Here is a 16,223-nt window from a genome sequence, read left to right on the forward strand (position 1 = left end):
ATACTAAGAATAGTACTAAAACTATTCAAGAGTTAAAAGATCAAGTTGGTTCTCTTAATGCTACTGTAGTTTCACAGAATGCGACTATTGAAGCTCAGGCTAAAGAGATTAATGATCTTAAAACAAAAGTCGGACCACTTACTAAAAAGGACACAAAATTAGTCGTTGCTAAAACTTTCACCCGTGTTGCAGTTGACTACAAAGCCGGTGAAAGAGGTGGAATGTTTTACGCAATCTTAAAAGACAGTAACGGTAATGTTTTAGCTAATAAAACTGTTCAAATTGCTATAAATGGTAAAATCTATAAAAGGACTACTAATAATCAAGGAAGGGCAGGCATACGTGTAAACTTCGCAAATGCTAACACATACTCTTATGCAATATCTTTCCAAGGTGATGACACATACAATGCAGCACCAATGGCATCATCAAAATTAACAGTCATTAAAAAGAAAACCGCCATAAGAGCATCTAACAAAGTTTTCAATGCTAAAACCAAAACTAAAAAGATTAGCGTAATACTTAAGACTGTTAAAAACAAGTATAATAAGAAAACATACTTAAAATCTGGTAAAAAAGTAACCTTAAAAGTAAATGGTAAAACCTACGTCGCAAAAATCAACAAAAAAGGCGTAGCTAAATTTACCATAAAAATAAACAAAGAAGGTAAATACGCAGCTAAGATTAAATTTGCAGGCGATAAAACCTACAAAGCATCTAGCAAAACAATAATAATAAGAATAAAATAAAAAGACACTTTGAAGAGTAAAAATACTCTTCAATTTTTTTTATTTAACAAAATTTTTATCTTTTTATATTTTTTTACTTTTAACAGTTTACTCTTTTTAAACACAGATTATTATTCAGAACTTTAATGAATCAATTCTTTAATATTAAAAATATTTAGATTTTCATAAAAATTTATTTACATAAAAAGGAGCTGTGTTTTATGAACTATAAAGGTCTCATATTGATGTTATTTGTTTTGTTTTTAAGCATGAGTATGATATCTGCAAATGAAATTGAAGATAATAATACATCAGTAAGCGATGAAACTCCAATTGAAATGGGAGATAAAATTTCATCAGTAAGTGTTGAATCTTCAATTGAAAGTGTAGATAATATTGACGGTGTTGATGAAGATATCAATTTGAATGATTCAAATGTTCTTCAAGTTTCCTCTAAAGAGGTAATTCAAAGTGAGGAAGATGTTATTGTAGTAAATGATTGGAATGAATTACAATATTATTGTTCACAAACGGATAAGGATTATACTTTAAAATTAAAGGAAAATACCCATTATTATCCTTCTGATGATTTTGATGAAAATCAGCAAATTAAAATCAAAAATAACGTAAAAATTATAGGAAGTGAAGGGGCATATTTTGGGGATTCGTCTCCTAATGCCATGCAACTTAAATTTCTAGCAATACAAATAGAAGATAACACTAAAGTCGGCCTAACGTTAGATAATGTAGAATTCAAATGGATTAAGGCAGGTGGAGGATATCAGTTACCTGATGGAATGTTTTTAAGAATTGGAGGTAAAAAAAATACTATAATCCAAAACTGCAAATTCCATGATATCTTAACACAATATGGCCATTCCTGTATCATTCATCTAAAAAAAGGAACAATGACCTTTGATAATTGTTCTTTTATAAATTGTACCAATAGCTATGGTGTTTTAAGTGTTTATGATCCAAGCAGTGTCAAATCCACTCATATGACTGTTCGCAATTGTTATTTTGAAGGAAATTATGCTGAAACTGAGCCGGGTTGTATTAATAATTGTGGTAAGTTAACTGTTTATAATACTACTTTTGTAAAAAACCGGTCTTTCTGGTGGGCTGGAGCAATACACACTCACAGTGGTGCAAGTTCAACTATTTATGATTCATATTTCATTGACAATGTAGCCGGATGGAATGGTGGAGCATTATACACTTATGGTAACTTAAACGTTTATAATTCTATATTTAGGGGAAATAATTGTACTGCTGATAACGGTGGTGGCGCAATTGGTGCTTCTGAATATGGATCACAACCTCATATTTATATTGAAGGATGTTTATTTGAAAACAATGCCAATAATTGTTGGTATCCTGATTCATTATCTGATGGTACTGGTCGTGGAGGTGCAATTTCTATTATGGATTGGGGTTCACTAGAAGTTCGTGACACTACTTTTGTTGCTAATTCTGCCGCTCAAGGTACTGCAATTTGTGCAATTAACGCAGGCAGTTACGGATCACCAGATGTATACATCATAAATAACTCATTTATAAATCATACTAGAGTGGGGGATGTGTTAAAAATTACCACTAAAGATAAAATTGTTGAAGTTCATGATAATTATTATCTTGGTAATTCCATTGAATTTTCTAACTTGACACTTACCAAATTAACTGAAGGGAGAGAACAGGCAACTTTACAGATTACAGCAACTTTATCACACCCAACTTATTATGATGAAGATATCTTGGATAAGACATTGTATGATATTTACATTAACAACAAATATGTAAAAACGGTCAATTCAACTGTTTTCAGTATTGATTTTGGTGATTTGGATATCTGTAATGTTTATGTAATTCCTACAATTTCCAATAGGAAATCCAATGAAGTAACTGCAACCAGTACTCGTGAGTATGTATTCGTTTCTAAAAGCAGGGGTGATGACAATAACAATGGTATTTCAAGAAATGTTCCAGTTAATTCCATTAAAAGAGCTTTGGAATTAGCTGGAAATTGTCAAAATATTATTCTTTTGGACGGGGATTACTCAGAAGAGAATATTCTAATTAATTATGGTGTCACTATCAAAGGTGAAGGCAATGCTACTTTAACTGGTCCTACTTCATTTGTTTCAAATTCCAATTTAACTTTAAAGAATTTGAAAATAAATAATTTAAACACAAATTGTTTCATCAAGCAAAACAGTAACAATTTACTAATCTCAAATTGTATTTTAACTAATAATAATGCCTTGCTTGTTCAAAATAATGCATTTACAACAATAACTAACTCAATTCTGTTAAATAATACTCAAGTCATCCAAGGAAATAATGCTAATTTGGATTATAACTGGTGGGGAAGTTCATTACCTAACCTAAACATTAACAAATATGCTACTTTAAATATAACTTCCAATCTGGATGCTTTGGAGAATAATCAAAAAGCAAATGTTAAGGCGGTTTTCTATCTAAACGATGGAAACAAATACACTAAATTGCCAGATATAAATCTGGATGTTACAACAGTAAATGGTGTTGTAAGTCAAAATACTACTAATATAGATTCGGAAGTGGTTTATACTTTAACTGCTTTTAGTGATGGTGCTTTAACTGTCAGTTACAATAACTTTAGTGTCAGTAAGACTTTTGAGTTTTTAAAATCCAATCTAAGCATAGAATTGGCCTCTGAGGATATGATGTTTGGTGAAAATGTAACTGTCACAGTCACTACTCCAAGCGATGCTGAAGGCAATCTTACTGTTAATGTGGGAAAACTTTCGCAAACTAAAGTAATCCAGGCTCCAAAGTCCATTTTTACATTTGAAAACTTAAAGGCAGATGCTTACACTATTACTTTAACATACACTGGTGATAAGAAGTATCAATCAAAAGAGTTAACTTCAACTGTTAATGTGAACAGGTATGAATCCACAACTCAGCTAAATCTTAGTGCTGTTAATGTTGGTGGGGATGTTATCATAACAGTTACAACAATTGATTCATCAACAGGCAATGTCACTTTATCAGTTAACAGTAACACTCGAACATTAACATTAACCAATTCAAAGGCAAATTACACTATTAAAAACATCAAAAGGGGAGATTATCTCATACGTGCTGTTTATAATGGTGATGATAAGTATTTAACCAGCAGTGACTCTAAATTCATTGAAGTGGATAATTTAAATGCTACAATGAATATCAATGCGGATGATATCACTTATGGTGAAACAGCAATAATCAAAGTTACTTTAAATGATGATGCTACTGGTGATGTGATTGTTACTATTGATGGTGTGGCCAATCAATCCAAATTAAACAATGGTAAGGCGGAAGTTACTTTCACCAATCTTGAAGCGGGTTCTAACAAAAAAATCAATGTTTTCTATAGTGGTGATGATACTTACTTCAATTTAACCAAATCCGGCACTTTCAATATTGCCAAATCAAATTTGGAATTTACAATCTCCTCTGGTGATATCAAGATTGGTCAATATGCTGAAATCATAATTACAGTTCCGCAAAAAACATCCGGTACTTTCACTATCAATAATGATGTAATTAACATCCCATTATCTGGTGAGATTTCGTATATCATTCCTGATTTGGAGATTGGAAATTACACATACACTGCAACATACGATGGTAACAACTACTACACAGTATCTAAAACCACTAGTTTTGCTGTTAGTGAGTATCCGATTCCACAAGTGCAAAATGAAGGTTTCAACACAGAAAATACTCATAAATCACAGTATGAAACAGTAACTAATGGAAATATAGCTTTCACAATTCCATTCAATGAAACTTTATCTGGTGATTTGATAGTTGACAGTTTAGGTAACATTTATGCACCTACTCAGTCAGGAATCTATGCATTCAATCAAACCAGCAGATTATGGTATTTCACATCTACTGCAGCTGCAGGTGATCTTTCAGGTGTTGCAATCAGCCGGGATGTTATAATTGCTCCAAAATCTGGTGACACTTTATATTTCATCAATCAGACTTCCGGTGAGAGATGGGGTGAATCCAATATCTATCAGGGTTCAAGTTTCTTTGCACCAGTAGTCGATGGTGATGCTGCATTATATATTGTAAGTGAGTATCAAACTTCTTCTGAAGATTATAAGCTGACAATTGTTCCATATAGGTTGTGGGAGAAAGGCGGTGACCCAACATTGGTAACCATAGGTAACACACAGCCGTTATGCGCTCCAACCTTAAATGAGAACATTATTGTGGTTGTCTCAGATAACAGATTAAGAATCATTGATGCTAAGTCATTGCAGACACTTTCAATCAAGTCTGGCAGTTACATGCCTGTAAGACCGATTATCGGTGAGGGCAATATTGTTTATGCTCTTTTAAGTGACAGTATTGTTGCATATAATGGTAATGGTATGCAGGTATGGAAAACCAAGGTCACAGGTGGTGTTGGAACTACATTAGCTTTAGATAATGAACAGGGATTATACCATGTTAATTCCAGAGGAATTATCTATAGGTATGATATTGTTGACGGCACTCAATCCAAATTTTCAGATTTAAAGGTAACTTCCGGAATACTGATTGATACTAACAATAACTTGTACTTCGGATCAAACAACATCTTCTATGCTTTAGACAGTGAAGGCAATGTCCTTTGGAAATCAGATTTAGGCTCTAAAATCATTGGCAATCCTGTGATGGATGATTTCGGTCTGATTTATGTTCCAACTGAAAAGGGTATCACTGCATTAACATATGCTCCTTTAAGGGATGCAATCAATGTTACAGTAAATGACATCTTTGTTGGTGAAACAGCACAAATCACAATCAATGCGGATACTCAAATCGTTAACAAATTCACCTACACCATCAGCGGTGAAACATTCACCAGTGAGGGCGGTTTAATTACTAAATCATTATCCAATCTAAAAGCAGGAAACTACTCTGTTGAGGTTTCTTATGATGGTGATGCAAGATTCAACAGTCAAAACCAGGTGTTCACTTTCGAGGTTAAAAAACATATTCCTGTGTTAACAGCTTCAGTTGAAAACATAACTGTCGGTAAAACTCTTGAAATCAAAATCGATACGGATGCAACAGGATTAATTTACACAATAGTCAACGGCAATAGGTATACTTCAGAAAATAACCGTATAACTATTCCAAACCTAAAAGCAAACACTTACACTACTTCCATAGTCTATGCAGGCAATGATAAATATGAAAGTATCACAAAAGATATTAAATTCACGGTATCTAAAGTCGCTGTCTTAATGGATAATGCATTAAGTATTTCTGATGACAATACTACATTCACTGTTAAATTGGCAGCTGACGCAACAGGTAGTCTAACAGTCAGTGTTGATAATGTCAAATACAGCAAAGACATTTCTAGTGGCTCTGCTGAAGTTGTCATTCCAAAATTAAGTGAAGGTTCACACAACATTCAAATCAGTTATTCGGGAGACGACAAATACCAATCAAGCACTAAAAATATTGTTCTTGCCGGTGAAAAGGTAACTCCGGCTGAAAACACAACAGAACCGATAGACAATGCTACTAACACTACTCAACCTGTGGAAAATACTACAAACTCTTCAGATACTAACCAACCAATCAGCGTTCCAGATGAGGCATTCACTTTCCCTGAAGATGGTAGTGAGTACAGTATTTCACTTCCTAGTGATGCTACAGGTACTTTGACAGTCATTGTTGATGGTAAAGTGTATTCTCAGGAGTTGGTTAATGGTAAGGCTACAGTCCGCATTCCGGAGTTGGGTGAAGGTTCACATAACATTTCTGTAACTTATTCTGGTGACAGTAAGTATGCAAAGGTTACTAAAACTAGTGTTGTTGTTAATCCTGCAAATTCAACTGGTGATGATAACTCAACCATTGAGAATAATACCGGAGATAATAACTCAACTGCGGGTAATGGTACTGTTCAGCCGGTTCCGGATGATGCGTTCAGCATTCCTGAAAGCGGTAATGATTACAGTATTTCACTTCCTGGTGATGCTACAGGTACTTTAACAGTTACTGTTGATGGTAAGGTGTATTCTCAGGAGTTGGTTAATGGTAAAGCTTCAGTCCGCATTCCTGAGTTGGGTGAAGGTTCTCACAACATTTCTGTAATTTATTCTGGTGACAGTAAGTATGCAAAGGTTACTAAAACTAGTGTTGTTGTTAATCCTGTAAATTCAACTGGTGATGATAACTCGACTGAGGGTAATGGTACTGTTCAGCCGGTTCCGGATGATGCGTTCAGCATTCCTGAAAGCGGTAATGATTACAGTATTTCACTTCCATCTGATGCTACAGGTACTTTGACAGTTACTGTTGACGGTGTTTCATACACTGCAAAATTAGTTAACGGTAAGGCAACAGTCAAGATTCCGGAATTATCAGAAGGCTCACACAACATCACGGTTACCTATTCCGGTGACGGCAAGTACTCACCAGTAACCAAGACAAGGGTTGTTGTTAAGGAGCATGTTCCGGTCATCAAGCTTACCGGATCCAATTTGGTCATGCTCTACGCTTCAGGCAAGTACTTCAAGGTCCGCTTGACCGGTGACAATAAGCCGCTGGCAAATCGTAAGGTTAAAATCACAATCAGCGGCAAGACCTATACTAGAACTACCAATAAGAATGGTTATGCTTTGCTTAAAATCAGTCTTCCTCCAAAAGCCTATACTGTAAAAGCAGCCTATGGTAGTTTAAGGATAACCAAAAAGGTCATCGTAAAAAGCATTGTCTCAGCGAATAACATCAATGCCAAAAAGTCTTCAAAGGCAATCAAAATCAAGGTTACCTTGAAAAAGGTTAACAGGAAATACCTCAGATACAAAATAGTCATTTTGAAGTTCAACAAAAAGACTTTCAAGGCTAAAACCAACAAGAGGGGTGTAGCAATATTCACTGTCAAAAACAGTGTCTATAAAAAGCTCAAAACAAACAAAAGATATGCCTATCAGGTCATCTATGCCAAGGACAAGGTGAAAAAGTCAATAAAATTTAGAAAATAAATGGGGAATTTAATATTCCTCAACTTTTTCTTTTTTAACTATACTTCGCACAATGCAATTATCTGATTTTTTATAAGTTGATGTCATTTAATTAAAAAGACGACAAATTAAATTAGATTATTTTTAGTTGGGCTATCAAATTATTTTTTGTAATTTTAATTTAAGCTAAGTGTTTGTTTAGCTGAAATTCTCATTCATGTTAAAATGATAATTCATGACATTATTGCTTTGAAAGCATAATATTGTCATTGGTTTGTAATTTGGGGGATGGAAATATTAATAAATCATAAAAAACAATCTTATTTTATGGATATTGATTATATTAAAGAGAATTATCGATTTGAAACACTAAATGGTAAACAGGATTTGTCCGATTTTAAGTGCGAGTCAGATGACTTGACTGATTTTCTTAAAGATGATGCATTAACACAACAGAAAAGTAAGTTAAGTCTAACAAAACTCATAATGTGTGACGATAGAGTAGTAGGTTATGTTTCACTGCTTACTGATACCATTCTCTTAAAGGATATTCGTGACGGTGACACTAAACATGATATTAAGGATCAATTGAATATCACTTCCAAAAAGAGAAAATTGCCTGCAATCAAAATTGGAAGATTGGCACTAGATGAGAAATACGCCCATAAAGGACTGGGTTCTGAAATATTGATGAGCATATTGTTCAATGTTAAAAACATTGCGGAAAATAATGTTGGATTGAGATTTGTTACTGTGGAAGGCTATGCAGGGGCATATAACTTTTACACACGCAATAATTTCATTAACTTAAAAAAAGATGACGACAAGATAAAAGAAAAATTAGATATCATAATAGAAAAAGATCCTGAGAAAACATTCTATTTATACCTTGATTTAAGAGTTCTAGAATGATACCTTTCTAGCAGATTCATACTTCTTTTTAAATTCTTTATCCTTTTTACTAAGAGGCTTAACCATTCTATTTAAAAAATCAGATGCTTCTTTACCGTATAATGTGGGAGTGTCTCCAATAGGTTTTGCCATGTTAATCCACCTCTTATGATATTGGTACAGTTAGTATGTTCGGCATTGTTTAAATAATTGTTGTTTAAATTGATTTCAATATTGATGATCTAATGCAATATTTCCTTTTTCTTAAAACATGTATGCAGGATTCATTTGACTGTGCGTATTGAATTGTTTCCATTCTCCTCTTGGTAAATATTCATTAGAGTTTAAATCCACATTTGAATATATAAATTCTGAACTTTAGTTTGATGTGTTTCAATGTCTATCTGTTCCAACATGTGAAAGCATGTTGTTGACATTGATTTTCTACTTTAACTTATTTTTTAATAATCCTGCTAATTTTTAATGATTAAATTTCGATTTAGTTCTATTTTTTTAAAATATGTTTTTTGGAATTTGATTGTAGAAGGTTTGGTGAAATGGTTTAACCATGAAAATATTAGAATTTGGCTACTTTTAAAATTTTTTCATTGGTATTTTTGGAGGGGAATAATTAAATACTATAAAAATCATATAATTAATTGTTATCTTATTTTGTTTAGCCCTGGTGGTGTAGTTTGGATAACACATGGGACTGCGGATCCCATTCCCCGGGTTCAAATCCCGGCCAGGGCATTATTATTTTCCGTGATTGATATGTTAAATGCTAATACTTATGTAACAGATCAAAAAGGTATTGGTGGAACAATTAGAAACCAATATGAAGATTTTTATGTTGAGGAAATTCCTGAAGTGATTCCTGAAGGCGAAGGTCCTAACGTTTATGTCTGGATTGAAAAGCTGGGAAGAACCACTCTGGATGTTGTTCTGGATATTGCCCGTGACCTGCACATTTCAAGAAAAAGGATGGGTTTTGCCGGAATGAAGGATAAAAAGGCAATAACCCGTCAATGGATTTGCATTGCAAATATGGACTCTGAAGAGCAGCTTAATCAGGTCAAGGCCCTTGACGGCGAAATTTATAAAACCGATTTTTTAAAGATTGTCAGAGGTCGCAAGAAACTTAGGATGGGTCAGCTGAAGGGAAATAAGTTCCGAATCCTTATTAAAGATTTGGACGATATAGAAAAAAGTGCAAATACTGCTAATGAAGTTTTAAAGCAACTTGAAATCACTGGAGTTCCAAATTACTTTGGATGGCAGAGATTCGGAAAGCCACGAACAATAACTCATCTTGTTGGTGAAGCATTGGTTGAAAATGATCTTGAAAAGGCTGTTGGAGTATACATTGGAAATCCTCAGGATGATGAGTCTGAAGAAAATCAAAAGGCAAGACAGGCATTTGATGACGGCAATCTGGAAGAATCCCTTAATTTGATGGGTAAGGGAATGAGATATGAAAAAATGATGATTAAGGAATTGATTAGGGATTCCAAAAAAGGCGAATTGACAGACAAATCATATATGAATGCGCTGCATGCACTTCCAAAGCCTCTTCAAAGAATGTTTGTCCATGCTTATCAATCTTATTTGTTCAATGAAGCTGTAAGTAATAGAGTAGAAATGGGAATCAATAAATATGTTGAGGGAGATATTGTAATTGATAATGAGGAACATATTGTTCGCGATAAAACTCCCGAAGAATTTCAGGAATTGATTGAAACCTTCCAGGCCAGTCCGACTTGCCCTCTATACGGTACAAAAGTTCCGTTTGCAGGCGAAAAAGTTGGTGAAATGGAAGAGAACATATTGAAAAACTACAATATTACAAAAGAAGATTTCGAAGTTCCTAAAATGCCCCGTTTAGGAAGCCACGGTTTAAGGCGTTCAATGAGATTTCAGGTTTGGGACGCTTCAGCTATCCCGACTGAAGAGGGCGTTTTATGCGAATTTTCAATTAATAAAGGATCTTATGCAACTGCAGTTTTAAGAGAAATTATGAAAAAAGATGTAATTTAAGGTGAAACAATGGTAATATGTCCTGATTGTGGAAAAGATGTAAAAGATGCAAAATTCTGCTCTAATTGCGGTGCTTTGCTTAAAAAAAGCGAAACTAAAAAAACAGTTGAAGTCGAAGAAAGCGAACCGGAAATAAAAAATGATTCACAAGAAGCTGAAACTTCCGAAATTGTTGAAGAAAAGACAGCTGATGAGGTCCCGGCCGAAACAGCTATTGCTAAGAAAACCAAATTCTGTACCAATTGCGGCTATGAGCTTGACAGGGATTATAAGTTCTGTCCGGAATGCGGATTTGATCTGTCTGGAAAAGCAGGAAATACTCAAAGAAATCCTCCTGCAGTGGTTGAAGAAAAAAACATATTGGTCTCTGTCATTTTAAGCATAATTTTCCCTGGACTCGGACACTTTTATTTGAATCTCAACCATAAGGGAATATTGTTCTTACTTGGATACATAATCTCCGCCGTTCTGGTTATTATCCTTATAGGTTGGATATTATGCTTCATAATTTGGGTCTGGGCATTAATTGATGTAGTTCAAAGCACTAACGCAATAAACAACGGAGAACATGTTGAAGATAAATTATTCTAATTGATATAAGTGATTTTAATGATTGAATGTAGAAATATTGCAAAAGGAAAAGCGAAAGGGGAATTGATTGTTTCATCAGAACCTATCAGTTTTCTTGGAGGCGTAAATCCCGAAAATGGTGAAGTAATCGACCCAAACCATGAGTTGAAAGGAGAGATAATCAAGGATAAGGTATTGTTCATCCCTGGCGGAAAAGGCTCCACTGTCGGATCTTACGTTATTTTCCAGATGATGAAAAACAATACTGCTCCCAAAGCAATCATTTGCCTCAGTGCAGAACCGATTATAGCTACCGGAGCCATAATGTCTGACATTCCAATGGTTGACTCACCTGCCGACACTAATGAGCTGACAAATGGGACAATGGTTGAAGTTGACGGTGATAACGGAACCATAGAAATCCTCTAGGGGGATTCGATGCAAACCCTGATTGAAAATGTAAACATTGTCAATCCCTTTGAAGAGGTCAAATCAGATTGCAATGTCCTGATTGAAGATGGTCTGATTAAAAAAATTTCTTCCGCTGAAATTTCCGTAAAGGAAGGTGCAGAGATTATTGATGGGCAGGACAATTATCTGATGTCCGGTTTCATCGACTGCCATGTTCATATTTTCGCTAAAGGATTTCACAAGCAGGAGAATATGGCAAATCCTTTAGGTCTTCATTTTTATAATGCGGTTCCTCATAGTCTGCAGACAATTAATGCCGGCGTTACTTCAATTAGGGATTGCGGATCTGCTGATTTGGGTTTTAAATTGGCACAGCAAAGAAAATTGTTTATAGCTCCTAAAATCTATTTGTCAATCAATCCTCTGGTTATGACTGGTGGACATTTCGATTTGCTTTTGCCTTCCGGATGGGATATGGAAATCGTGTATCCCGGATATCCTAAAGGAAGATGCGACGGAGTTGAAGAGGTCTTGAAAAAGACACGTGAAATGAGAAGGGCAGGCGCCGATTTCATTAAGGTAATGTGCAGCGGAGGGGTATTGACTGCAAATACTTCTCCTGAATTTTCACAATTCAATAAAAAAGAACTTAAGGCAATTGTCAATGAAGCCAGTACCAGTAATATGAAGGTATCCGCTCATTGCCACAGTTTAAAAGGAATGAACAACTGTATTGATGCAGGTTTTTCATCAATCGAGCATGGAACATTCATCGATAAAAAAACCGCATGCAGAATGGTAAAAAATGATGTCAGTCTGGTTCCAACACTTCTGGTCCATCAGTTTTTATACGAAAACGGTTTTCCGCAATGGGACAGTTATGCGGATGAAAAGACTGAAAAACTGAAGGAAATCGTTAAAGTTCACAAGGAAAATGTTTCCGTTGCATATGATGAGGGAGTTAACATTTTAATGGGAACCGATAGCGGAGTCATTCCTCACGGACATAACCTTGAAGAGCTTATTCATCTGACTGATATAGGAATGTCCGGCGATGAGGCAATAGCCAGTGGAACAGTAAAAGCTGCTGAATATCTGAATCAGGATAATTTGGGTCTGGTAAAGGAAAATTATGTTGCCGATTTGATTTTGGTAAATTCTAATCCTTTGGATGACGTTTCTATTTTAAGCGATAATGACAATATTTTGATGGTGATTCTGGATGGAATTAAAGTTAAGTATTGATAGTGAACTGTGCATCGCATGCATGCAATGCGCTTCTGTCTGCATTCGGGATAATATAATTGTTGAAGATGTTGCTCAGGAAGTGGGCAGCAACTGTTTTGAATGTGGCCATTGTATGGCAATATGCAGACAAAATGCAATTACTTTAAAGTCTTTTGAAGGCAGGGAAGATAGGATTGAGGATTACAATCCCTGCGAAATTCCCGTCGAATATGATGATTTGCTTCAATTATTAAAACAGAGGCGTTCCATCAGATGGTTTAAAGATGAAAAAATAGATGAAGCTACTTTTGACAAACTGTTTGAAGGTGCTTATTATTCTCCTTCAGCTCAAAACCAGCAGGATGCTGAATTTGTTGTTTTGGATGAAAAACTTGATGAATTCATGGACTTGGTTTACGATATCATTAAAGTTGAAGAAGGTAAATTCTTTAGAATCAAGGAATTCGGAGACTATTTAAAGGATAATAAGTCAAAAGAATTCCATCCGTTATTGTGGAGTGGAAAACAGCTTATATTAACATTTTCAACTGATAAGACCAGTGCCGTTATAGCAAACACTCGTCTGGAACTGCTTGCGTATTCTTTGGGTCTTGGCGGTTTCTATTCTCTTTTTATACTTAAAGCTGATGAGCTGGACCACGACAGACTGATGGAATTTTTCCCGAAAATCGATAAGGATAAACATATGTACTCAGCTTTCATTATCGGATATCCTAAAGTGAAATTCAAAAGAACAATCCCTCACAATGACATTAATGTTTCTTATCTTTAGTAAAACAAACTTTATTATATTTTAAACATATATTAATGTGTATATGCTGATGGTTGTGATGTTATGGTAAAGCATAAGCGAATGGATTTGCCTATTGAAGGAATGCACTGTGCTTCCTGTGTTTTAAGTGTAAATAAGACTTTTGAAAAAATTGAAGGTGTAGAAGAAGTTGATGCGGATTTGGCTGCAAATAAATTGCATATCACAGTCAATACCAAAAAAATTTCCTATGAAGATATGGAGCGGCTGGTTAAAAACTTGGGTTTTGAACTGCACAGTGATGAAATGACTTTAAGGATTCAGGGTATGCACTGCGCTTCATGCACAATGAACGTTGAGAATTTTCTAATAAGGATGGATGGCATTTTCGACGTCAAGGCGGATTTAACTTCACAATCAGCTAAAATAAGATATGATTCGTCAAAAGTAGACATTGATGAAATAGAAAATGTCATAGAATCATTGGGATTTGAACTTTTGGGAATCGAAGGCCAAACCGAAATCGATGAGGAAGCAATCTATCAGCAGGATTTGAAGGAAAAAAGAAACAGAATCATTGTAGGCCTTATCTTCTCAGCTATCCTAATGGTTTTAATGTTCAGCGGATGGGATCCTCTTATGGGTATTGTACATTCCCTGAATCATGCAACAGGACTGAACATATCTTCAATGGGCTTGCTCTCACTGATTGTAAGTATCGCTCCTTTCATTTATGTCTCTTTACCAATTCTGAAAGCGGGAATAAACGGATTGATGCACAAGAACCTGAATATGGATGTAATGTATTCTATGGGTATTCTGGTTGCATATATCTCAAGTATTTTCGGAACATTCGGAATAGTATTGGACCATACTTTCATGTTTTATGATTCAGCTGTTATGCTTCCTTCATTTTTAATGATTGGAAGATATCTTGAAGCAAGAGCTAAGAAACGAACTTCAGATTCAATTCGTGAGTTAATCGGTCTTCAGCCGACTGTTGCAACTGCAATTGAACTCGATGAAAATGGCGAAATCACATCTCAAAAGGAAGTTTCAATATCAGACATTGTCGTTGACGATTTGCTGCTGGTCAAGCCGGGTGAAAAAATCCCTGTTGATGGTGATGTGGTTGGTGGAGAATCTTACGTTGACGAATCTATGATTAACGGTGAACCTATTCCTAAAGTAAAAAAAGATGGCGAGGAAGTCTTTGCCGGAACAATCAATCAGGATGGCGTATTGTATATCAGGGCTCAAAAAATCGGAAAGGAAACAGTACTGTCCAATATTATTCGTCTGGTTGAAAAGGCGCAAAGCTCAAGACCTCCTGTCCAAAAATTTGCAAATACCATTGTAACATACTTTATTCCTGTAATACTGTCAATAGCCATAATCGTATTCCTGATATGGTATGTTGTCCTGGGAGCTTCGCTGCTGTTCTCCCTGACCTGTCTGATATCAATATTGGTTGTTGCATGTCCGTGTGCATTGGGACTCGCCACTCCAACGGCCGTTACTGTAGGGGTTGGAAGGGCAGCCGAATTCGGCATTCTGATTAAAAATGGCGACACTCTGGAAAATGCAGGTCAGATTGATGTTGCGGCATTTGACAAAACAGGTACAATTACCGAAGGAAAACCTGAAGTTGATGATGTAATATGCTATGACATTTCAGATAGTGAATTAATTAGGCTTGCGGCAAGCGTTGAGCAGAATTCATCACACCCAATCGCCAAGGCCATTGTAAACAAATCCAAAGAATTAAGCATTGATTTGAATCAGACAACCGATTTTGAAAATGTGACCGGTAAGGGATTGAAGGCCAAAATTGATGGTATTGAAGTTTTGGCGGGAAACCTTGCCTTGATGGAATCGGAGAATGTGGAAGTGTCTTCAGAATTGATTGAAAAATACCATGACCTTGAGAAATTGTCTAAAACAATAATCTTTTTGGCTAGGGATAAATCCATAAAAGGTATCTTGAGTTTATCTGATAAGATTAAGGCCAATTCCAAAAGAACTATTGATGAACTGCATAAGATGAATGTTGAAACATATATGCTGACAGGAGATAATGAGTCTACGGCACTTGCAGTTGCCGGTGAAGTCGGAATTGACAATGTGAAGGCGGGAATTCTTCCGGAAAACAAGTTGGATATTGTAAAAGAGACTCAATCCAACAACACTAGAAAGGTTCTCTTTGTCGGGGACGGTATCAATGATGCTCCAGCTCTAACTCAGGCAGATATTGGTGTTGCAATGGGCAACGGAACAGATATTGCCATGGAAAGCGGGGACATTGTTATTATGGAAGGTGATTTGGAAAACGTTGTTGCTGCAGTTCAGTTTTCTAAAAAAGTCATGAGAAGGATTAAGGAAAATATATTCTGGGCATTTGCATATAACACAATACTGATTCCTGTTGCTGCAGGCGTTCTTTATCCTACATTCGGAATAATGTTCGAACCGGCCTTGGCAGGTCTGGCAATGGCATTGAGTTCAGTTACTGTCATATCCCTTTCATTGATGCTTAAGAGATATGTTCCTGAAATAAAAAGAGAAAGTAAAAATTAATTG

10 protein-coding genes and 1 tRNA gene are annotated in these 16,223 nt (G+C 35.5%); 10 read left to right on the top strand and 1 reads right to left on the bottom strand.

From position 1 onward, the window contains the following. The 3 genes from QZV68_RS05630 to QZV68_RS05640 all read left to right on the top strand — a co-directional run. On the top strand, window positions 1-749 hold a 749-nt coding region (locus tag QZV68_RS05630), incomplete at its 5' end, for an Ig-like domain-containing protein (protein WP_296879398.1). A 200-nt stretch (window positions 750-949) separates the two neighbouring features. Beyond that, window positions 950-7,756: an Ig-like domain repeat protein gene (locus tag QZV68_RS05635; RefSeq protein ID WP_296879399.1), complete on the top strand. Its 6,807-nt coding sequence runs from the start codon at window positions 950-952 to the stop codon at window positions 7,754-7,756. 306 nt (window positions 7,757-8,062) lie between these two features. Then, on the top strand, window positions 8,063-8,647 hold the full coding sequence (locus QZV68_RS05640) for an N-acetyltransferase (RefSeq protein WP_296879401.1): 585 nt from the start codon (window positions 8,063-8,065) through the stop codon (window positions 8,645-8,647). On the opposite strand, the gene QZV68_RS05645 is transcribed toward QZV68_RS05640, so the two are convergent. Next, a complete protein-coding gene (locus tag QZV68_RS05645; protein ID WP_296879403.1) occupies window positions 8,639-8,779 on the bottom strand; it encodes a hypothetical protein in 141 nt (46 codons plus the stop codon). The genes QZV68_RS05640 and QZV68_RS05645 overlap by 9 nt on opposite strands. 526 nt (window positions 8,780-9,305) lie before the next feature. Here QZV68_RS05645 and QZV68_RS05650 point away from each other — a divergent pair. The 7 genes from QZV68_RS05650 (at window position 9,306) to QZV68_RS05680 (ending at window position 16,220) form a co-directional block, all read left to right on the top strand. Further along, window positions 9,306-9,379 (top strand) — tRNA-Arg (locus QZV68_RS05650). Window positions 9,380-9,400: 21 nt separating this feature from the next. Then, entirely contained in the window at window positions 9,401-10,663 is a 1,263-nt protein-coding gene (gene truD / locus QZV68_RS05655) for a tRNA pseudouridine(13) synthase TruD (RefSeq protein WP_296879450.1), read from the top strand. Window positions 10,664-10,672: 9 nt separating this feature from the next. Continuing rightward, window positions 10,673-11,254: a zinc-ribbon domain-containing protein gene (locus QZV68_RS05660; RefSeq protein WP_296879405.1), complete on the top strand. Its 582-nt coding sequence runs from the start codon at window positions 10,673-10,675 to the stop codon at window positions 11,252-11,254. A gap of 18 nt (window positions 11,255-11,272) precedes the next feature. Beyond that, window positions 11,273-11,662, top strand: a complete 390-nt coding sequence (locus QZV68_RS05665) for a DUF126 domain-containing protein (RefSeq protein WP_296879407.1) — start codon at window positions 11,273-11,275, stop codon at window positions 11,660-11,662. 9 nt (window positions 11,663-11,671) lie between these two features. Beyond that, entirely contained in the window at window positions 11,672-12,889 is a 1,218-nt protein-coding gene (locus QZV68_RS05670; RefSeq protein WP_296879409.1) for an amidohydrolase family protein, read from the top strand. Continuing rightward, window positions 12,867-13,664 carry a nitroreductase family protein gene (locus tag QZV68_RS05675; RefSeq protein ID WP_296879411.1) on the top strand — a complete coding sequence of 266 codons (798 nt, stop codon included), beginning with the start codon at window positions 12,867-12,869 and terminating at the stop codon, window positions 13,662-13,664. The genes QZV68_RS05670 and QZV68_RS05675 overlap by 23 nt, the downstream gene beginning before the upstream one ends. Before the next feature lie 63 nt (window positions 13,665-13,727). Then, entirely contained in the window at window positions 13,728-16,220 is a 2,493-nt protein-coding gene (locus QZV68_RS05680; protein WP_296879413.1) for a heavy metal translocating P-type ATPase, read from the top strand. Window positions 16,221-16,223 lie beyond the last annotated feature (3 nt).

This window comes from uncultured Methanobrevibacter sp., from assembly GCF_902801725.1.
Taxonomy (GTDB): Archaea; Methanobacteriota; Methanobacteria; order Methanobacteriales; family Methanobacteriaceae; genus Methanocatella.